The 20,937-nt window shown below is 60.0% G+C and carries 18 protein-coding genes; 10 read left to right on the top strand and 8 right to left on the bottom strand.

The window, feature by feature from the left end:
* Positions 1–4 precede the first annotated feature (4 nt).
* Positions 5–580, top strand: a complete 576-nt coding sequence (locus FHT77_RS08385) for a DUF1349 domain-containing protein (protein WP_183754225.1) — start codon at positions 5–7, stop codon at positions 578–580.
* On the opposite strand, the gene FHT77_RS08380 is transcribed toward FHT77_RS08385, so the two are convergent.
* The 4 genes from FHT77_RS08380 to FHT77_RS08365 form a co-directional block, all read right to left on the bottom strand.
* On the bottom strand, positions 581–922 hold the full coding sequence (locus FHT77_RS08380) for a tRNA-binding protein (RefSeq protein WP_183754223.1): 342 nt from the start codon (positions 920–922) through the stop codon (positions 581–583). It abuts the gene before it with no gap.
* A gap of 13 nt (positions 923–935) precedes the next feature.
* A complete protein-coding gene (gene proC, locus FHT77_RS08375; RefSeq protein ID WP_183754221.1) occupies positions 936–1,754 on the bottom strand; it encodes a pyrroline-5-carboxylate reductase in 819 nt (272 codons plus the stop codon).
* Complete coding sequence (locus FHT77_RS08370) at positions 1,755–2,255, bottom strand: YbjN domain-containing protein (RefSeq protein ID WP_007789996.1); 501 nt, start codon at positions 2,253–2,255, stop codon at positions 1,755–1,757.
* Positions 2,256–2,647: 392 nt separating this feature from the next.
* Entirely contained in the window at positions 2,648–2,908 is a 261-nt protein-coding gene (locus FHT77_RS08365) for an accessory factor UbiK family protein (protein ID WP_007534115.1), read from the bottom strand.
* A gap of 279 nt (positions 2,909–3,187) precedes the next feature.
* Here FHT77_RS08365 and lgt point away from each other — a divergent pair, with 279 nt between their 5' ends.
* The 7 genes from lgt (at position 3,188) to FHT77_RS32190 (ending at position 9,659) form a co-directional block, all read left to right on the top strand.
* The gene (gene lgt, locus FHT77_RS08360) at positions 3,188–4,069 is read left to right on the top strand and encodes a prolipoprotein diacylglyceryl transferase (protein ID WP_176705695.1); all 882 of its coding nucleotides are present in this window, start codon (positions 3,188–3,190) and stop codon (positions 4,067–4,069) included.
* A gap of 25 nt (positions 4,070–4,094) precedes the next feature.
* The gene (locus FHT77_RS08355) at positions 4,095–5,195 is read left to right on the top strand and encodes a class I SAM-dependent methyltransferase (protein WP_183754219.1); all 1,101 of its coding nucleotides are present in this window, start codon (positions 4,095–4,097) and stop codon (positions 5,193–5,195) included.
* A gap of 90 nt (positions 5,196–5,285) precedes the next feature.
* The gene (gene pgeF / locus FHT77_RS08350; RefSeq protein WP_183754217.1) at positions 5,286–6,080 is read left to right on the top strand and encodes a peptidoglycan editing factor PgeF; all 795 of its coding nucleotides are present in this window, start codon (positions 5,286–5,288) and stop codon (positions 6,078–6,080) included.
* 5 nt (positions 6,081–6,085) lie between these two features.
* Complete coding sequence (locus FHT77_RS08345; protein WP_183754215.1) at positions 6,086–7,237, top strand: Xaa-Pro peptidase family protein; 1,152 nt, start codon at positions 6,086–6,088, stop codon at positions 7,235–7,237.
* A 148-nt stretch (positions 7,238–7,385) separates the two neighbouring features.
* On the top strand, positions 7,386–8,210 hold the full coding sequence (locus FHT77_RS08340; RefSeq protein ID WP_183754214.1) for a hypothetical protein: 825 nt from the start codon (positions 7,386–7,388) through the stop codon (positions 8,208–8,210).
* 106 nt (positions 8,211–8,316) lie between these two features.
* Positions 8,317–9,249, top strand: coding sequence for a ribose-phosphate pyrophosphokinase (locus tag FHT77_RS08335; RefSeq protein ID WP_183754212.1), 933 nt, complete (start codon positions 8,317–8,319; stop codon positions 9,247–9,249).
* Between the two features lie 47 nt (positions 9,250–9,296).
* Complete coding sequence (locus FHT77_RS32190; protein ID WP_405049290.1) at positions 9,297–9,659, top strand: Kazal-type serine protease inhibitor family protein; 363 nt, start codon at positions 9,297–9,299, stop codon at positions 9,657–9,659.
* Positions 9,660–9,685: 26 nt separating this feature from the next.
* Here the strand turns inward: FHT77_RS32190 and FHT77_RS08330 are convergent, their stop codons facing one another.
* The 4 genes from FHT77_RS08330 to FHT77_RS08315 all read right to left on the bottom strand — a co-directional run bounded on the left by FHT77_RS08330 (position 9,686) and on the right by FHT77_RS08315 (position 17,426).
* Positions 9,686–10,363: a peroxiredoxin-like family protein gene (locus FHT77_RS08330; RefSeq protein WP_183754209.1), complete on the bottom strand. Its 678-nt coding sequence runs from the start codon at positions 10,361–10,363 to the stop codon at positions 9,686–9,688.
* Positions 10,364–10,450: 87 nt separating this feature from the next.
* Positions 10,451–13,696 (bottom strand): adenylate/guanylate cyclase domain-containing protein, encoded by a 3,246-nt coding sequence (locus FHT77_RS08325; RefSeq protein ID WP_183754207.1) that lies wholly within the window; start codon positions 13,694–13,696, stop codon positions 10,451–10,453.
* 126 nt (positions 13,697–13,822) lie between these two features.
* Positions 13,823–15,277, bottom strand: a complete 1,455-nt coding sequence (locus FHT77_RS08320; RefSeq protein ID WP_183754205.1) for a hypothetical protein — start codon at positions 15,275–15,277, stop codon at positions 13,823–13,825.
* 82 nt (positions 15,278–15,359) lie between these two features.
* Complete coding sequence (locus tag FHT77_RS08315) at positions 15,360–17,426, bottom strand: bifunctional diguanylate cyclase/phosphodiesterase (protein ID WP_183754203.1); 2,067 nt, start codon at positions 17,424–17,426, stop codon at positions 15,360–15,362.
* 336 nt (positions 17,427–17,762) lie between these two features.
* On the opposite strand from FHT77_RS08315, the gene FHT77_RS08310 reads away from it, so the two are divergent.
* Both FHT77_RS08310 and FHT77_RS08305 read left to right on the top strand, forming a co-directional pair.
* Entirely contained in the window at positions 17,763–18,383 is a 621-nt protein-coding gene (locus FHT77_RS08310; RefSeq protein WP_183754201.1) for a 50S ribosomal protein L25/general stress protein Ctc, read from the top strand.
* Between the two features lie 184 nt (positions 18,384–18,567).
* Entirely contained in the window at positions 18,568–20,928 is a 2,361-nt protein-coding gene (locus FHT77_RS08305; protein WP_183754199.1) for an EAL domain-containing protein, read from the top strand.
* Positions 20,929–20,937: the final 9 nt, after the last annotated feature.

Here is a 20,937-nt window from a genome sequence, read left to right as displayed (position 1 = left end):
TGACATGAACACGCACTCAATGACCTGGCTGAACCCGCCGCCCCGCTTCGAGTTGCGCGGCGAGGATTTACATGTATGGTCGGGACCAAAGACCGATTTCTGGCAGGGAACTTATTACGGCTTCCATCGCGACGATGGACATTTCTTGCACCAGCAAAGACAAGGTGATTTCACCGCCGAAGTCTGCTTCTCGGGACACTACCAAGACCTCTACGACCAGGCGGGCCTCATGGTGCGGGCTGATGCGGCGCATTGGATGAAGTGCGGGATCGAATATACCGATGGCGCCATGCATTTCAGCACCGTCGTGACCAACGGCAATTCCGATTGGTCAGCCTTTCGGCTTGACCATACATTTGAGCGCATGAGCGTGCGGGTGACGCGGAATGGCGATGCACTGTTCGTTCAATATAGGACGGATCGCATGGAAGACTGGCGCATGGCACGCCTTGCGTGGTTCGATCCGACATTTGCGGAGGTCGCCGTCGGGCCAGCATTCTGCTCACCGCAACGCGCAGGCTTCGAAGCAGTATTCCACGACTTCTCGCTGACCGACCCCCTGTCGCGCGAGATTCATTGATCACATAAGCTTCTGGCCGTTTGGCACCGGCCTGTCGGTCGCAGCAAGTACGATCGCGCCTGCTTCATCCTCGAAACCGAGCGTCAGAACTTCCGAGCGAACCGGACCGATCTGCCGTGGAGGAAAGTTGACCACACTAAGAACCTGCCGGCCGACAAGGCTCTCGGGCGTGTAGTGAACCGTGATCTGGGCTGACGACTTCTTGAGGCCGATTTCGGGACCGAAGTCGATCAGCAGCTTGAAAGCCGGCTTACGCGCTTCCGGAAATGGACTTGCCTCAACGATCGTACCAACGCGAATGTCGACACGCTCGAAGTCGGCATAGGTGATCTCGTCAGCCATGGTCTTGGTGTCCTCAGCCAGCAAGCTCTTCGGCGCGCTTGCGCGCTGCGGCAAGGGCCTTGTCGAAAAGCGGCTGCATCGCATCGTCGGCCATCAGTACGGAAAGCGCGGCAGCCGTCGTACCGCCCGGCGATGTCACATTCTGCCGGAGCCGCGAGGCGTCGTCGGGGGACTGGTGCAAAAGCTCACCAGCCCCCGCGACTGTTTCCCGTGCAAGGCGCATGGCAAGGTCCGCCTGCAAGCCAAGTTTACGGCCTGCCTCTGCCATACACTCGACGAGATAGAACACATAGGCCGGTCCGCTACCCGACAGCGCCGTCACGGCGTCGATGTCAGCTTCAGTGGGGACCCACTCGACCGGACCGGATACACGCAAGAGAGAATGAACCTGTTCGCGCTGCGCATCAGTGACGCGCGCATTGGCAAACGCACCCGTGATACCGCGACCGACCATGGCCGGGGTGTTCGGCATGGCGCGAACCATCGCGGACTCGCCGAGATGCTTTTCAAGGAACGACAGCGTCTTGCCGGCAGCCACTGAAACAACGACGGTTTCCTGCCCCACCGTTTCCTTGACCGGAGGCAGCACGGCATCCATCACCTGCGGCTTGACCGCGAGGAACAGAACGCCGGCCGTCAATCCGGCCGGGGCCGAGGTGACATGGGTCGCACCGGCATCGGTGATCGTCTTCAGCATCTGGTCCGAGGGACCCGGGTCAATTACGACGATAGAAGAACCGGGCACGCCGTTCTTCAGCCAGCCGGAGAGCATAGCGCCCCCCATATTGCCGGCGCCGATGAGAACAACAGGACCTGAAGCTGCGGATGACATTTACGCCTCGCCGACGGTTTCGAAGAGAACCGCTTCCATCGCACGGTTCGCATCCATGCCGGACCAGATCACAAACTGGAAAGCCTGATAATACGCCTCGCATGTGTCCAGCGCACTAGCGAGCAGAACTTCGACCTGTCGATTGGTCGGCTCGGCACCGCCGGCAAGCAGCAGCGACTGGCGAAAGATGATGACATCTTCCTGACGCCACAGATCGAAGTGTCCCATCAGGACCTGGCCATTGATTGCCGCCAAAAGCTTGGTGACTTCATTGACACGCTGTTCGGGAACCTTGACGTCGAAGGCGCAGCCCAGATGCAGCGCCTCGAATTCTTCCATCCAGGAAAAGGAAACGTGGTAGTCGGTCCACTTCCCTTCAACCGTCATCGCAATCTCGTCATCGCCCGACCGCTCGAAAGACCAGTCGTTATTGGCGGCGACGTACTCGATCATATCGACCGGGTTCGACTGACGCTCGACTTCCAATTCCATGAGGCTCATGCAGCACCTTCTTGACCGGAGTGAATGCGAACCAACTTCGTCAACGAGACACAAGGAGAACACACGCAACAGCCGGAACCACCAACCCTGATGACCGTTGAACCGCTACCAGACTTAACGCAGTCAAACCTGCCTGGAGCTTACCAACCGCTTCGAATCATCATTTAAAATCAGTGTATAATGGGCTAGGCGACACGCCAGCCCCTTAGCGCCGTTTTAGGGAACGGCACTGTGGAAAGCTTTTCGGATTTCCATTCAGAAGGAGGGTTTAAATGACTCTGCCCATTGATCTTTTTGGCAGTGTCCACAGGTGGATAACGGCACCTGGTTTTTAGGTCGCAGCCGCGGCGTGTCTCATAAAGGTCACACCACGGCCTGTCTCACAACAGGAATTACTTGCCCTTGGCTGCAAGCTTCTCTTCAAGGGCCGCGATGCGTGCCAGCAGCGCATCGTTTTCATCACGCGCCTTGATCGCCATCTCGCGCACGACCTCGAATTCCTCGCGCTTGACGATATCGAGTGTGTTCAGCCAGCGCTCCGCCTGCGCATTGAAGGCCGTCTCGATTTCCTTGCGCACGCCCTGGGCGGCACCGGCCGCGTCCGTCATCAGCTTGGCGAACTCGTCCATGATGCGGTTTGCTCCAGTCGTCATGGCGGTTTTCTCCCTTTGCAACATACAATTACGACCGCTAGGCCTTTCAGGGAATGAGGTAGGGCTTCGCCAGTAAGGATGCAAGCGCTTTACTCTGGATAAGCCGGTCCGCCCTTTCGTGATCGCCAACAATCGACTTGACCGCTTTTGATCGCAGCGCCATCTTCCGCCCACATCGAGCTTGGCGCGCCTTCAGAAAGTCGCAAAGGGCGCCTTGAACAGAACCGCGTCAGACGCCCGATTCCATACCTCGGGCTTGCGCCAGCGAATGGGAAACCCTTGCCGACAGTAGCCAATCTCATGGCGATCATGCCGTTCCCCGAGATCGATCCGATCGCCTTTTCGCTCGGCCCCCTCTCAATTCATTGGTACGGACTTGCCTATGTCGCCGGCATCATGCTCGGCTGGTACTATGCGCGTCAGATCGCTGGAAACAACAAGCTGTGGCCGGGCGATGTTTCGCCTATCACCAAGGTTCAGCTCGACGATTTCATCATCTGGGTCGCGCTCGGCATCGTTCTCGGAGGCCGCATCGGCTATATCCTCTTCTACGATATGCCGGCGGTGATCGAGAACCCGATCCGCGCGATCCAGATATGGAACGGCGGCATGTCGTTCCATGGCGGACTGATGGGCACCACCATCGCCATGGCGATCTTCGCCCGTCGCAACAGCGTACCGATCTGGAGCCTATTCGATATCGTGGCAGCGGTCGTGCCGATTGGCCTCTTCTGCGGCCGTATCGCCAACTTCATCAATGGTGAATTGTGGGGTCGCCTGACGGATGCGCCCTGGGGCATGGTTTTCTGCAACCAATACATCGAGAGGAACAATGGCTATTGCCCTGGCGGCGACTTCGTTCGCCACCCGAGCCAGCTATATGAAGCCGGCCTGGAAGGCATCGTGCTCCTGCTCGTGCTTGCTGTTCTGATTTATGGTTTCCGCGCCCTGAAGAGCCCTGGATTCATCACCGGCGTCTTCGTCTGCGGCTACGCGCTCTCTCGCATTTTCGTCGAATTCTTCCGTGAACCGGATGCACAGTTGGGCTACCTGCTGGGCACCAATTGGCTGACCATGGGCATGGTGCTTTCCACGCCGATGGTTCTGCTGGGAATCTGGGCCATGCTTCGCGCTCGCCGTCAGGCTGCCCTGCAGCACTAACCGCAGCTGGACAAGAGGGGGATCCATGAGCACCGCGCTCGGTGAGAAGATCAAGGCCATCATACAGGCGAACGGCCCGATCAGCGTCACGGACTTTTTCTCGCTGTGCCTCGCCGATCCCGAATATGGGTACTACCGGACCCGCGAGCCTTTCGGGCGCACCGGCGACTTCGTGACCGCGCCGGAGGTCAGCCAGCTTTTTGGCGAAATGATCGGCGTCTTCGTTGTCCATGCCTGGCAGCGCCACGGAACGCCCACCGGTGTCCGCCTCGTCGAGATCGGCCCCGGTCGCGGCACCATGATGTCGGATATGCTGCGCGTCATCTCCCGCATCGCGCCGCCGCTGTTCGAGGACATGACGGTGCACCTCGTCGAAACCAGCGAACGACTGCGCGACATCCAACGGGAAACGCTGGCGCCTCATGGCGACAAGGTCAGCTGGCATCAGGGTTTCGATGAAGTGCCGCCAGGATTTTCGCTCGTCGCGGCGAACGAGTTGTTCGATGCGATCCCGATCCGTCAGTTCGTGAGAACGCCGGCTGGCTTCCGTGAAAGGATGGTCGGCACCGACGCCGCGGGCGAACTAACGTTCGGCGCCGGCGTGGCGGGGATCGATTCCAGCCTCCTGCCATGGCCGGAAGAGGACGTGCTTCCCGGAACAGTATTTGAAGTCTCGCCGGCTCGCCAGTCGGTGATGATTGCGATCTGCGATCGGTTGAAGGCATTTGGCGGAACCGCTGTCGCCATCGACTACGGCCACCTTGTGAGCGGCTACGGCGATACGCTGCAAGCCGTGCGCATGCACGAGTATGATCCACCGTTGGCGAATCCGGGCGAAGCGGACCTGACGAGCCACGTCGACTTTCAGGCCCTTGCACAAGCCGCCGCCTCCGCCGGCGTTCACATGAACGGCATGGTGCACCAAGGTGATTTTCTCGTCGGCCTCGGCATTCTCGATCGCGCAGCCGCCCTTGGCCGTGACCGCGAGGCACATACGCGGCAGATTATCCAGACAGCAGTCGATCGACTGGCCGGCGAAGGTGAAGGGCGCATGGGCGAACTCTTCAAGGTCCTGGCGGTCTCGTACCCGGCCGTGGATTTGATGCCTTTCCGTTCTGTGGATTGACAGCGCGAGCGCCGCTGGGCCAACATTCAGCACAACCGAGCAGGTCTCGCCATCGAGCAAGGTGCACAACAATCAATCTTGGAATTTCGAATGAATGAAGCAGCAACTCCGGCACCGATCCAAAGCGCGCTGCTGAAAGAGGCAACCGGTGACGCCATTCTCCATGGCTATTTCACCCGGCAGGGCGGCGTCTCGGATGGCATCTATCGCGGCTTGAACGTCGGCCTTGGCTCGAATGATGAGCGCGTGAAGGTTCAGGAAAACCGCCGCCGCGTGGCAAACTGGTTTGAGTTGCCGGTCGAGCGTCTCGCTACCGTGCACCAGGTCCATTCGCCCGACGTCGTCATCGTCGACAAGGATTATGACGGCGCCCGCCCGGCAGCAGATGCGCTGGTAACGGCAACTCCGGGCATAGCGCTCGGGGTGCTGGCAGCCGATTGCGGACCTATTCTCTTTGCCGATCCGCAAAACGGCGTTATCGGCGCCGCGCATGCCGGTTGGAAAGGCGCCCTTACCGGCGTGCTGGAGAACACCATCGACGCCATGGTCCAACTGGGCGCGAAGCGGGACGCAATTGTTGCCTGCCTTGGGCCGTCGATCAGCCAGGCGAGCTATGAGGTTGGCCCGGAATTCGTGGAGCGCTTTGTCGTGCAGGATCCATTGTACGAGCGCTACTTCGAACCCTCCGAAAAGCCGGGCCACGCGATGTTCGACCTGCAGGCCCTCACCATCGATCGACTGCGCGCCACTGGCGTCCGGGCAGAGAGCTTAGGTCTCTGCACTTATCCGGACGCCGAACGCTTCTTCTCGTATCGGCGGACCACCCATAATAGGGAGCCGGACTACGGCCGGCAGATTTCAGCAATCGCAATCAGGGAGATTTGAGCGGCATGGCCCTGCACTTCGACAGACCCGAATTCGCCGTCCGCCTCGCGCGTCTGACTGACAAAATGCGCGAAGAGAAACTGGATGCCCTGCTGCTCTTCGCCCAGGAAAGCATGTACTGGCTGACCGGATACGATACCTTCGGCTACTGCTTCTTCCAGACCCTTGTCGTCAAGTCCGACGGGACGATGGCCCTGCTCACCCGCTCGGCCGATCTGCGTCAGGCCAAGCACACCTCAATCTTGGAAAACGTCCACATCTGGGTCGACCGCGTGAATGCCGACCCGACCGTCGACCTTCGGAACCTGCTGGTCGAGATGGATCTGCTCGGCGCCAGAATCGGCGTCGAATACGATACGCATGGCATGACCGGCCGCGTTGCCCGGATGCTGGATGCGCAGTTGACGTCCTTCGGTCAGATCGTCGACGCATCCTATCTCGTCAGCCGCCTGAGACTGGTCAAGAGTCCCGCTGAAGTGGCCTATGTGGAACGCGCAGCGGTGCTCGCCGACGATGCGCTCGATGCGGCGCTCGGGCTGACCAAGCCCGGCGCTGACGAAGCGGACATTCTTGCTGCCATGCAAGGCGCGGTCTTTACTGGCGGCGGCGACTATCCCGCCAACGAGTTCATTGTCGGGTCCGCCGAGGATGCGCTGCTCTGCCGCTACAAAGCCGGCCGACGCAAGCTCGACGCGAACGATCAACTGACGCTCGAATGGGCCGGTACCTTTGCGCATTATCATGCAGGAATGATGCGAACGGTTGTCATCGGTGAGCCGAGTTACCGCCACCGCGAGCTCTACAATGCCTGCTTCGAGACGATCCAGGCGATCGAGACGGTACTGAAGCCGGGCTACAGCTTCGGCGATGTCTTCGATAAGCATGCGAAAATCATGGACGAACGCGGCCTATCACGCCATCGCCTCAACGCCTGCGGCTATTCACTCGGCGCCCGTTTCTCGCCGTCCTGGATGGAGCACCAGATGTTCCATGTCGGCAATCCGCAGGCGATCGAGCCCAATATGTCGCTCTTCGTGCACATGATCATCATGGATTCCGACACTGGCACGGCGATGACTCTCGGGCAGACCTATCTGACGACCGACGACGCACCCCGCGCGCTTTCCCGTCACTCGCTGGACTTCATCAACGTCTAGGCGGGAGACGGAGAAGCGTGGACAGCCCAGAGAGCCAGTCATCCTAATACGGCGCAAACCATTGCGGGCAAGAATCCGGAATTGACACAGACCGGCGCCGGCCTTCATAAAGTGCACGGGGCCGGCACTGGGAAGGATGAAACGAGGGATGACGCGAGTTGCGACTGCGCCGATGCTCCTTGCCTGCTTTGCCCTATCCGCCTGCAACACCACCGACGCCCTCGTTCCGCTGGTCGATATTGGCGATTCCTCAGCAAACATGCGTTCATCGCCGGTAACGCAGGGCGACGCGGAACGCATGGCGGGCACTCCGCCGCGCCAGCAGGCTTTCGCCTCCCAGCAGCGGGCGAACGGATATCATCCTGCTTACAATCAGATGACGTACCGCCAGGGTTCCGCCGCACCGCCGACAACGATGGAAGCCCAGGCCATTGCGCTCGAAAACAACCCCTCCTCTCCCGCGGCCTCCGCTCCGATCAAGACGCAGACGCTGCCGGAGCCCATATCGAACGCCCAGGCCGAGGAAGAGGATATGGTGGAAGCGCCTGCCCGCCAGCCGCGGCAGCAGACCCAGACGGCTGCACTGACCGCGAGCTCATCGTCACGCGGCTCGACCGTTCGCTTCCTGCCGATCATCGGCGCGCCCGTCCAAGCCGTTACGCCGCTGTCGCGCCAGCTCGGAGCGGAAGCGCGGTCGCACGGCCTCTCGATCAAGAGCTCGAACGACAGCTCCACCGCCTACATACTGAAGGGTTACCTGTCGGCCTTTTCCGACAGCGGTAAGGTGACCGTGGTCTATGTGTGGGACGTTCTAGACGGCGCTGGTGCTCGCCTGCACCGCATCCAGGGACAAGAAAGCATCCCTTCGGATGCACAGGATCCCTGGGCCGCCGTCCCGGCTTCTGTGATGCAGCAAATCGCCTCCAAAACCATCACCGAATTCTCGACCTGGCGTGACGCCCGTGACGGCTAAGCCACAAGGTTTTTAGAAATATGAGCGCAGATGACGCGTTAGCCCTTGCATTCAGAAGCAAGCTGGCTAAAAAGCGCGGCTATCAGCAGGAAATAGGCGGACCAAGATGAAGGTTTTCGCAGGCAATTCGAACCGGCATCTCGCCGAAGCGATCTGCAGCTATCTCAATGTGCCCTTGGGCAAAGCCAGCGTCAGAAGATTTGCCGATCAGGAAATCTTTGTCGAAGTTCAGGAAAATGTTCGCGGCGAAGACGTGTTCGTCTTCCAGTCGACGTCTTTCCCGACGAACGATCACCTCATGGAACTGCTCATCATGATCGATGCGATGCGCCGCTCGTCCGCGCGCCGCATCACCGCCGTCCTTCCCTATTTCGGCTACGCCCGACAGGATCGACGCGCCTCCGGGCGTACGCCGATCTCGGCCAAACTCGTCGCAAACCTCATCACGGAAGCCGGCGCCGATCGTGTGCTGACGCTCGACTTGCACGCTGGCCAGATTCAAGGCTTCTTCGATATCCCGACGGATAACCTCTACGCCATCCCGGTCCTGACACGCGATATCAAGGCCAATTACGACATCAGCAACGTCATGGTCGTTTCGCCTGATGTCGGCGGCGTCGTTCGAGCCCGCGCGCTCGCGAAACGCCTCGACTGTCTGCTGGCGATCGTGGACAAGCGCCGCGACCGCCCGGGCGAATCCGAAGTCATGAACATCATCGGCGAAGTCGAAGGCAAGGACTGCCTGCTGATCGACGACATTGTCGATTCCGGCGGCACACTCTGCAATGCCGCGGATGCCCTTCTTGCCCAGGGCGCGGCAAGCGTTACCGCGTATATCACCCACGGCGTTCTTTCCGGCGGCGCGGTTACCCGCATCACCTCTTCGAAGCTTCGCGAGCTCGTAATCACCGACTCCATTCAGCCGACCACCGCTGTCCAGTCTGCCCACAACATCCGCGTCGTCAGCACTGCAAGTCTGATCGGCGAGGCGATCAACAGGACCAGCCAGGAAGAGTCGGTTTCGAGCCTGTTTGACTGATCTGTTAGAGATTATCAGCGGTCGCTGACGTTTGAACTTCCCCGCAAATGCAACTTGCGCTAGGATTTCGTAAGAAATCCAGCCATGGGGGAAGAGTTATGACACTCGCCGGATTCCTATCGACACGAAAGCTCGCCCTGCTTGCGCTCATCCCGCTTCTTTCTGCCTGCACAGCAGACATGGGGTCAGGCTACTCGCGCCCGTCAACATCGCCCCCTCCTCGCCTGCCGACCAACCCGGAGATATGCACCAGGGAATATGCTCCGGTCTGTGGCCAGCGAGGGCCGAGTGTCCGGACATTCTCCAATGCATGCGAGGCGCGCGCAGCCAACTTCACGGTGATCAATCGCGGCCAGTGCCGCAGACAGCCGGGCATCACGGTGCGTCCAGCGCAGCCGGGTGGTATGTGAACCTGCGAGTATGACGCCGTCGAACACTAGGCAGCGATATGGGAGGCGGCCGACATAACCTCCTCAGGCGCGGGCACGCCGAACATATGGCGTCCCTCGTCGGCAACCTCAGTGAAGCACCATCTGACGACACCATCGCGATCGAGCAGGAATTCACCAACCAACTGCCCCTCGCCCGTCGCGATCATGCGCTTATCGTCGTCGGAGAATTCGTAGCCGTCGGCATTGTCGAGGAATTCGACAGCCGCCATCGGCGCCATCGGCTCAGGCAAATCCGGGATGTCGACACGCATGGACGTGAGCGTATCGAGACTGACTTTGTATGGCCAGACTGTCTCTGATTGCGTGAACTCGAGGTTCGGGAGCCCAAAGGCGCGATGCGATACCCTGTCGGGATCCGACGCTGCCACCAGATTGGGCAAGGGATGATAGCGGAAATAGAGGCGGGCCCGGTCGATGGGCGTGTTCACGATCGTCAGGCTCTCGACGCCCTTCTGCTGGAGTTCACCCGCAAGGCTCGCCATTGAGGCAATTTGCCGCCGGCAGAACGGACAGTGGAGCCCCCGAAACAGGCCGACCAGCACGGGCTTCTGCCCGCGGAAGTCGTCAATCGAGATCTTGCCCTGACGGGTGATCGCATCGAGAACGATATTCGGCGCGCGGTCGCCGGGCTGCAACGGTCTTTCGCTTCGATTTGCGGGCATGACACCCTCCCTCACTTGCACGTCGGCGAAACGCCGAGCGGAAGAACAAAATAGCGAAAACTCAACACCTTACGTGGCGGCATTGAATCAATCCAGGAAAGGCAGCACGACAAGCGCGTCGGGATCCAGCCCGTGCCTGACGCAAACCTCCTGGGCGAGCGAAAAGTATCGCTCGGCCTCGGCCATGTCGTCTCTTTCCAGGTTCAAAGTGGCCAGCCCATCATAGCATGGAAACAAAAGCTGTGGTTCGCCGATTTCACGCGCCAGCTGAAGCGCCTCCTCATAATAGGTCAAGGCCAAGGCCGGTTTGCCGTGACATTGATGAATCTGCCCAAGCACGATGAGCGGCACCGCCAAGTGATCGCGCTGGTCCAGAGCCCGGTCGATCTCGATGGCCTTCTCCGCGGCAGGCACCCCCTCCTTGGCGCAATTGTCCGTGAAGGTGCAGCAGGCAACAGCGAGATTGGCGAACAGCCGGGCTTGAAAGCCGAGATCGGAAATGCGGGTAGCGACGTCGAGGCCGCGGCGGCAAACATGAATGGCGCGCCCCGGATCGACGATCGTATAGAGCACCCCAAGATTAGAATAGGCGCGGCAGGCTGCCCCGAGAAGACCCGCCGTTTCGGCGACCTCCAGACTTCGTTCGACTTCCCTGACAGCTTCGCGATGCTGCCCGAGTCGGGCCAATGCCACTCCCTTCGTATTCAGCGCCTCCGCGCGCACTTGTGCTGCGTCCCTTGCGACCGGACCACTTTGATCTAAGGCCGCCGTGCTGAGGCAGGATAGCGCGTCGTCAGCCCAGCGCGCAGCCGCGTTCTGGTCGCCCATGCGAAAGGCAAGATGCCCGCGCTCCTGAAGCAGGTGGGCAAGTTCGATAGGCGCATTGCTCTCACTCAGCAACGACGCGGCCTGCGCATAGTCGGCGTCTGCAAGATCGGATCTGCCGGCTGCGAGATTGAGACGACCGAGCTTGCGAAGGATTCGCGCCGCCCCAGTCTGATCATCGCTCTTTTTGAAGATGGCCAGCGCACGCCCGTAGTGATCGCGTGCCGCCTCCCGCTCGCCCGCCGGGCCGCAGAGATCGGCAAATCGCTCATAGAGGGCAACCAACTCCGAAGTGGTCTTCGGATGATCCGGAATCGCCGCAAGCGCTTCGCGGTAGAGGCGCATCGCATCGTCATTGGCGTAGGTCTGGCGGGCAAGATCGCCAGCAGCCATGAGGTACCGGATACCCTTACCCGACTCGTCGGCTCGGCAATAGTGACGACCGAGTTGTGCGATGTCCTCAAGCCGAGAGGGTATGCCGTGATGCATCCGCTCGATGGCCACACCGATGCGCGCGTGCAGCTGCTTGCGGCGCTGTAGCAAGAGGTTACCATAGATGGCATCGTGCAGAAGTTGCTGCGGAAAACGATAGGAGATCGCATTTGCCGAGGTAGCACGGGGTGTCTCCTCGAGAATCTCTGCCTCGCAGAGATAGTCCAGCCCTCGCTCGATGCGCGCGGTATCCGACGCAACCGCACGAAGCAGCGCAAGATCGAAACGCGGGCCAATGACCGCAGCCTCCTGCGCCAACAGCTTGACGTCGGGCGGCAAACGGTCGACACGCGCAAGCAGCATCGCCTGCAGGTTCATCGGTATCTCGGTTCCCATCTCAGCGCTGGCGATACACCAAGATCCGCCCGCGGAATAAAGCACACCTGTTTCGATTAGGGCCCGGACGATCTCCTCGATGAACAGCGGATTGCCACCCGCTCGTGCGAGAATTCGCGAGCGCATTTCAGCAGGTACGGAACTGTCCGTGCCGAAGAACTGGCTAAGTAGCTCCTGGCCATCCTGAACCGAAAGCGGCGCAAGCCGCATTAGCGTGCGGTTGATCCGGCTCGATTCCAGGCCCTCGCCTTCGGCAACCGAGCGCCCCGTCGTCAGCATCATCAGACGCGTTCGCTCGAGCCTGTCCAGCACAAACCGCAGCGCCTCGATCGAAGCAGCATCGGCCCAGTGGAGGTCCTCCACAACCAGCAACAGCGGGCTGAGCGACAGCCGCCGCTCAAAGATGGTGCGCGTAGCGTAGAAGATTTGTCGCCGCAGCTGCTCCGGCTCGACGTGGCGCAGCGCGCCATCAGGATCGCCGAGGCCAAACACATACGAGAGAACCGGCGTGAGGCCGGCAACCTCGGTCTCGCTGAAGCCCAGATCGATCAGTCCAGACGTCAATAGTTCCGCCGTCCGCTCGGCAGTTTCCCGCTCGGCGATTCCATAGGCGCTGCGCAACACCGATGCGAGCGTGCCATAGGATTGCTCCCCAAGTGGTGAACAGACAGCACGGCGCACCACAACCTCTCCGAACCGCTCGGCTTGACTGACTCTCTCCAGGAGCTCACGAACCAGCCTTGACTTGCCGATGCCGGCTTCCCCGATCAGCTGGACGAGTTGCGCGTTGCCGCCACAGGCAGAATCCAGGCAATCGGACATCCGCGACAGGTCTGCGTCGCGCCCGATGAGTTCGGCGTGCAGGCCCAAGCTCTCCAATCCGCGCGCAGCGTGCGGTGTCTCCATGCGCCCGATCAGACGATGCACCTGCACATTGCCCGTCCTCCCGCGAAGGGCCAGGGAGCCGAGATTTTCGAACGCGAACGCATGCCGCGTCAGACGGTAAGTCACCGGCCCGACCAGAATTTCGCCCGGGCCGGCCAGGCTTTGCAACCGCTGCGCGGTGTTCACGGTATCGCCGGTCACGGAGTACGACCGGGCGGCAGCGGCACCGAAGCCGCCTGTCACCACCGGCCCTGTGTTGATACCGACATGGAGCTGCAGCGGATCGCCACCGGCCAGATCCACCCATTTGGCACCGGGGCGCTCCGCCCCTGCAATCATCTCGAGCGCTGCGCAAAGAGCGCGATCGGGATCGTCCTCGTGCGCAGTCGGCGCCCCGAACAGCGCCAGCAGCGCATCGCCCACAAACTTGTCGACGAAGCCACCATAAGCCTCCACGGCACGCGTCAGTTCCTCGAACAGCTCGTTCTGCAGAGAGCGCATGAGCTCGGGATCTAGTTTCTCGCTAAGGGTTGTGAAACCGCAAAGATCCGCAAAGAGTACGGTCAACGGACGCCGATCGGCGGCATCGTCAGGCGTAGATGGATGCGGTAGCGGCTCGACAGGAACCGCACGAATCTCGCCTCGGCCAAGGGGTGTTCCACACTTCGGACAAAAGGCGAAATCGGGTTGGCAGGCCTCGCCACAGGAGGAGCAGACGATAGGCTGTCTTGCGCCGCACTTCGGGCAGAACGCAAAACTGCTCTCGATCGCAAAACCACAGGCAGCACAATTCATCGGCCCGCCCCTCGGCAGCGCAGTGGCCCTCACTTAGCCTTGCGCCGCCAAGACAGCATGAACCGGACATTGATTGCCCGCAAGTGGTCTCCGCCCAGCACTTGGCGCGGCAACGCTGCGATAGCGTCAGTCAGCGCCCTTGATCACCTGGCCGTTGATCGTCACGGATCCGTTGCGCGCAACGCTGATATCCCAGCGCTGGCGCCCATCGGGATCTGTCTTGGCAAAGCCCTTGGCCATCATCAGGCCGAACGATACCTGGTTGAGATCGGCATTGGTCTTTGCAAGTTCCTGAACGGCGGCGATGGTCTTGTCCAGATCGCGTGCCAAAACTGTTGCATCCATGGAATAGTCCTTGGACGTGTCAATTCGCCCGCGAACCTGTCCGGAAAACTCGGCGTCGTAAACACCTGAGACTGCGCTGATCTTCGGGAAATCCATGACCAGCTCGCCACCCTTGAAGAGCCGCTCAGCCGCCTTCTTGCCGCTATCCTCCGATGAAGTGCCGCCGCTGAAATCAACCTTGAGAAACTCGTCCCCGAAGGCCGCGAAATCCATGTCGGCAATGGCAAACTGCAGCTGAAACTCATGAGGCACGAATGCGGAATAGGCAGCCGGAACGATCGCGCTGGCGAAACTGATTTGCTCCGCTGTCACCCCAACTCCGAAACGCGTCGCATCCGTCGGGCCATCAAGCGTAATTGCATAGTTAACGTTCTTCGCACCGCCGTTGCCCGCAGCGCTGGAGACGGTCAGATTGTTGAAGTCGATGGTTTCGTTGAAGCTCGTGAGCAACGGGAACGCCTCGCGAAGCATTCCCTTCAACTTGTCGCTATCCGCCACGGCAAGCTTCTTGTCGTCGGCGTGGTCGACCGCGAACATGATAATGTCGCGAACCTTGCTTGCTGGCAGGCCGTTCACCGCCGCTGCGAAATCGATCGCGTCGGCGCGAATTTCGACCGGTGGCACCTCACGGCTGCTGATCTTTTCCAAGAATCCCGAAGCGGAGCCACTGGTGGCGAAATTGGCAGTACCAGCAGTGGCACCCTCAGACGAGGTCAGCTTGTACTTCATGCCGTCAAAGCTGGCACTGACTTCCTCGGCTTCGGTCTTCGACGAAAAGTTCACGGCCTTTGTTGAGAAATCGCCTGAGCGAAAATAACTTATCGCCGGGTCGAAGACGCCGCTGAAGAGGAAGGCATCGATGGCGTAGGTGAAATCCGTCTTCGGTTGTCCCGGCGCCTTGAAATTCCCGGAGACATTCAGGGAATTGTTCCCCTCCATGCTCCATAGACCAGTTTCCAGTGGCGTTGCGAACATCGACCACGGGGTCAAGCCGGTGATTGCAAAGGTGCCCGGTTCGATCTTCTTCAGAAGCTTTGCGAAGTCATAGATGATCTCGTAGCGTGTGCCCGCCGGTTTCACGGTCACGAAGCCATCTTTTGCCACACTCTCCGGCACGACCTTCGTCAGGCTTTCCTCGAGCTGTTTCGCCCCCACCTGATTGATGTCGACGGCATAGGCGGAAGATGCCAGCGCGATCGCAATCGTGCTCGTTGCCGCAATGAGATTGAGCCGCATACTGAATTCCTCCGCCGCATGAGTTTTGCGAGCATGTGAGGTTTCCGCAGGGCCAATGTCAAGCCGGGTTGCAACGCCGCGGTCAGGCTGCCGCGTCGGCCCTCGCGGCGTCCGTCGGGCCATTGCCGTCAGTATTGACGAACGCCTCGATGTCGAGACGCGGCATCGGCTTCCCGAACAGAAAGCCCTGGACCTGCAAGCAGCCTTCGCGGCGAAGAAACTCGATGTGCTCCTCCCGCTCCACGCCTTCTGCCAGCACCGGAATATCAAGACTCTGCGCAAGAATGAGCGTCGAGCGAACGATGGCCGCCGACTGCTTGTTGGTAACGACGCCGTCGACGAAGGCGCGGTCGATCTTGATCTTGTCGAATGGGAAACTCTGCAGGGTCGATAGTGAGGAATAGCCGGTACCGTAATCGTCCATGGCCACCTTGACGCCCAATGCCTTCAGCCGGCGTATGGCGTTCAGCGCGTGCCCGTGGTCGGCGATAATGCCGGATTCGGTGATCTCCAGCTCGAGCCGCGACGCTGCCAAGCCGGTTTCCTGCAGGATCTGCTGTACGATCTGCGGTAAGCGACTATCGGCGAGCTGCTGGGCAGCCACGTTGACCGCGATCCCCAAGGGATTCTTCCAGCTGGCGGCCTCCGCGCAGGCGCTGCGCAGCACCCATTCCCCGAGTTCCATGATGAAACCCGTCTTTTCGGCGATGGGAATGAATTCAGTCGGCGAGATGTAGCCGCGCGTTGGATGCTTCCAGCGTAGCAAAACCTCGAAGCCGAGCACCTCGCGTGTAACCGTATCGTTCTGCTGTTGATAGAAAAGCTGGAATTCGCTGTTCTTCAACCCTTCACGCATCTCGATCGCCAAGGCGCTTCGCTCCCGCGCAGCCTCGTCCATCGAGGGATCGTAGAAGCAGATGCTGCTGCCGGCCGTCGTCTTGGCACGGTACATCGCGACATCGGCCTGCGAAAGCAGGTCATCGACGGTGCGCGCCCTGTCTGGATAGCTGGAAATACCGATGCTGGAGCCGACGCTCAGCGACTGGCCGTTCCACTCCACTGGCCGTTCAATTTCGTCGAGCAGACGCTGGGCCCCGATCTTCGCCTCCGAACGGCCAACGTGATCTCGCATCACAACGACAAATTCATCACCGCCGACGCGGGCCACAAACTGCCCCTTCTGCATGACCTTTGCCAGTCGCTCGCCGATCGCGCGCAGCACCGCATCGCCAGCCGCATGACCGTGGACGTCGTTGATTTCCTTGAAGCGATCGAGGTCGAAGCAAAGGACCGCGACGTTCCAGCCGATTTCATGGGTGCTCTTGGTAGCCGCGGCGAGATGTTCGTTGAGCGCCGAACGGTTCGCAAGGTTAGTCAGCGGGTCATGAAGCGACAGATGACGGTAGCGAGCGACCGCCGCTTCTGTCGACTGCATGTCGATGATGTAGGTAGACGCGCCGAGGAGCAAGATGATGATCATCACCGCACCGACCAGGCTCGTCATCACGCCCACGGAAAGAATTTCACGCGGAACGGCGACCGTGGTATCCGGCACGATCGTCATGCCCGCCATGGCGAGAAAATGCGTTGAAACGATCGCGAGGATGAGCGGCAACGCCGCGCCGACCGGACTGAAGCGCGCAGTCGGTCGCGCAACACGGGTTGCCATCAGCGCGCCGAAGCCAGCCGCTGCAATCAGCGAAGTGATCACATAAGCGCTGTCCCACTGAATGTCGCCTGCCACCTTGTAGCCGGCAATGCCGACATAGTGCATCGCCGCTACGCCAAGGCCGACGATCGCGCCCCCAGCTTCGACCAGCGCATCCTGGCTACGCACCGAGGCAATCGTAAAGCCGATCATCGCCGAAGCGACGCCGATGAAAAGCGAGAGCAGCGTGAGATCCGGCTCATAGCCGCTGAGCGTCGGCGCACGAAAGCCAAGCATGGCAATGAAATGGGTTGTCCAAATCGTCGCGCCGCCAACGAAGCCCGATAGAAAAAGCCAGTTGAATTTCTGCAGTCCTTGCGTGCGCCGAACTCGCGAGAAAAGCCGCACGGTGAGCAAGCAGCCAAGCAGGCAAATCACCGTTGCAAAGATCAGATGCGGCCAGCTGTGTTCAGCGACAATGCAGGTAAGGAGACGAGGCATCGGGAGGACCAAGTTGCGTTTTGGCCTTCATATCTGCAGCAACATTTTGTATTACTTAATCTGGCGGAAAACCCGGCTATATGGTTAAGCCTTTGCGATTGCTCTCAACTTCTGGAAATGCTGCGCCTGTATCGCTCGCCACCAGCTGGTCCCGAGCCATAACCATCGCCAGCATCAGGCGATCAGCTTGCGTTTCCGCCACATCTATACTATAGCGCACGCGTCCGCACAGACACCCTTGGAGGCAATGCGGATGAGGATGGGGAAACCCGCCTCCAGTTCAGCGACAGGCAATGCCTGCGTCGAGCTCTCCAAATAACCTCGGAAGGAAAAGTCATGAGCCACGAAAGCTACGAGCTCAAGGCCGAGGCGCGCGAACGGGTTGGTAAGGGGTCCGCCCGTGAACTTCGCCGCAATGGTCTCATCCCGGCTGTCATCTATGGTGACAAGCAGGCCCCCATTTCTATCGCTCTCAACACCAATGAGGTGGCGAAGCGCATTCATGCCGGTGGTTTCATGACCACGATCGCGACCATCGAAGTCGACGGCAAGAAGTACAAGGTTCTGCCGAAGGACTACCAGCTGGATCCCGTACGTGACTTCACGATGCACGTGGATTTCCTGCGCGTTTCCGGCAACACCCAGGTTACCGTTGAAATCCCGGTTCACTTCATCAACGAAGAAAAGTCCCAGGGCCTCAAGGCTGGCGGCGTTCTGAACATCGTTCGTCACGAAATCGAAGTTCATTGCCCGGCCGATGCGATTCCGGAATTCTTCAACGTTGACCTCAACGGCAAGAAGATCGGTGACAGCATCCACATTTCCGACGTGACCCTGCCGAAGGGCGTGTCGCTCGTCATCGCAGACCGTGACTTCACGGTCGCCACGATCATTGCTCCGGCAGGCGGCGTCGATGAAACCGCTGAAGAAGCTGGCGAAGGCGAAGCTGAAGCTTAATCGCTTCCATAATTTGTAAAGTATAGGGCCCGCTTTCTCCCGAAAGCGGGCCTTTTCAATTGCGCGCAAAGGCCCTGTTTCAGCAACATTTAATACATTTCATGGAACCATGCCGGTACGTTTTAGAGACCCGCGGGCGTAGAAACCGCGGGCGTAGGAAGTGCGGCGGGGAGCAAACGGAACGATGAGTAATTCCGTTGAAAATCGTTTTCTGGCAATCATTTGCGGAGCGCTGCTCCTCTTCGTTGCTCCACTGTTCGTGCTGTTCCTTTTTCTTTCGTCCGAGCGTGCGGATAAGGAAATACGCGACCACATCTCCGTTCTTCTTGTCGCCAATTCTCAGGCGCTCGCAAAGCCGCTCTGGGACCTCGACGACGACAGCGTGACCCAGATCAGCGCGACGATCGTTTCGCAGGGTGCCATCGTCAAGGTTCAGGTTCGCGATCAATCGGGCCAGCTCGACGTCACACAGTCGACCATACCGAAGTCATTCAATGGCAATCTCGTCCAGGTCTCGCGCGCGATCATATACAACACGATCGATGGCCCAAAGAATCTGGGTACCATCTCGGTCTTCTATCCGGCGCTCGGTCTCTTCTCCGGCCTCAAGCACGAAGAAATCGTCTTCATGTCGATCTTCATCTTCGCGGTGCTTGCCGTATTCACCGCGGCTTTGGTCGGCAATCGGATCTTCATCATCCGCCCGTTGATGCGCCTGACGGCCGCAGTCGAGGCCACGCGCCAACTCGGGTCGCGACATCACGTCAACTGGCAGTCGAACGACGAGATGGGACGCCTGGCCCGGGGCTTCAACGAGATGCAATCGAAGCTCGAAAGCGAGGAACGCGAACTGAAGCTCGCGCATCGCCGCGCCGTCGACATCTACGACCTGACGCCTGCCATGCTGTTCTCGCTCGATGAGACTGACCGCATAACCGCTGTCAGCGACTATTGGCTCGTCGCGACCGGCTACGATCGGCCCCGCGTGATCGGCCAAAGATTCGCCGACCTCGTGACATCAGATACGCGCGAAGCCTTCCTGAAGCGCAAGAACGAACTCGATGGCGGCGCCGCTCTTGACGTTACGGTCAAGTTCATGTGCGCCGACGGCAACATCATGGACGTACTCATTCTGGAGTCGACAGCAGCTTCGGCGGGTCACAACCGGCTCTCTCTTTCTGTCATGACTGATGTAACCGAGCTGAAGGCCTCGGAAGCCCGCAACCATCAGCAGGCCATCAGGGACCACTTGACCGGCCTCCTGAACCGTCAGGGGTTCGAAGCTGTGCTGGACGCCAAAATTCGCGAAGCAGACGCAGCAACCCAGGAACTGGCCTGCCTTTTCGTGGACCTTGATCGCTTCAAGTGGATCAACGACAATCTCGGGCATGCCGAAGGTGACAGGGCACTGCGCGAGTTTGTCAGCCGTCTGAAGACGCATCTGGCCCCATCGGATCAGGCTGCTCGTCTTGGCGGTGACGAATTCGCGATCCTTCTGCCTGCAAAGGATGCCACCCGGCGGGCTAGCGCAATGGCCGAGCAGATCGCCTCCATCTTCGTCGAGCCGTTCGGCCCAGACCTGCATCTGAGCGCCAGCGTCGGCATCGCCATTTATCCGCGCCATGCAGCGAACGCGGCAGAGCTTTTGCAGAAATCCGACATGGCCATGTACGCGAAGAAGCGCGACGGCAAGAACGGCGCACAACTGTTCGACAACGGCATGATGGACCATACTCGGGCTCGCGCCGAGATCGAGAACTATATTGAGACCGGTCTCGCCGAGGATTGGTTCGACGCCTACCTGCAGCCGATCGTCAGCCTGAACGGCCGCGATATCGCCGGTTTCGAGGCCTTGATGCGATTGAACCATCCGCAACGGGGCCTGATGGCACCGGCCGAGATCATCAACGTGGCCGAGGAAACGGCAAAGATCGTGCGCGTCGGCAACGTGGTCATGGAGAAGGCGATCGCACATCTTGCGGCCATTTCCCGTCTCCCAGGAATGCAGGACAGCTATCTCGCCATCAACTTCTCGCCGCTACAATTCGAAACCACCCTGCCCGCGCGCCTTGCCGCACTGCTTGGCCGCCATGGTATCCGCCCCCAGCGCATCGTCGTGGAAATCACCGAGGCGGTGCTGATGCACAACAATCCGCAAATCCGCACGGTTGTCGCCGAGATGCGCCGTTTCGGCTGCCGGATTGCCCTCGACGACTTCGGTACGGGCTATTCCTCGCTGAGCTATCTCAATCGCTTCCCAGTCGACATCATCAAGATCGACCAGTCTTTCACCCGGTCGATCAACGATGGCAACGACGAGGTGCGCGAGAAGAGCCGAACTCTGGTGGAAAGCATCGCGACGCTGTCCCACAAAATGGGCTGCACTGTCATTGCCGAAGGCATTGAGACCGAGGACGAATGCCAGACGCTGCACGAAATGGGTCTCGACTTCGGCCAGGGATACCTGTTCCATCGCCCCCAGCATGCAGCCGCTCTGATCGAGCGCCTGTCGAAGGCCGAACAGCCCATCGCGCGCGCGTCCTGAGCGGCCAAG

The sequence above is a fragment of the Rhizobium sp. BK181 genome (assembly GCF_014193305.1).
Classification (GTDB): domain Bacteria; phylum Pseudomonadota; class Alphaproteobacteria; order Rhizobiales; family Rhizobiaceae; genus Rhizobium.
Note: the sequence above shows the minus strand (reverse complement) of the source record. Positions and strands in the feature narration are given on the sequence as shown.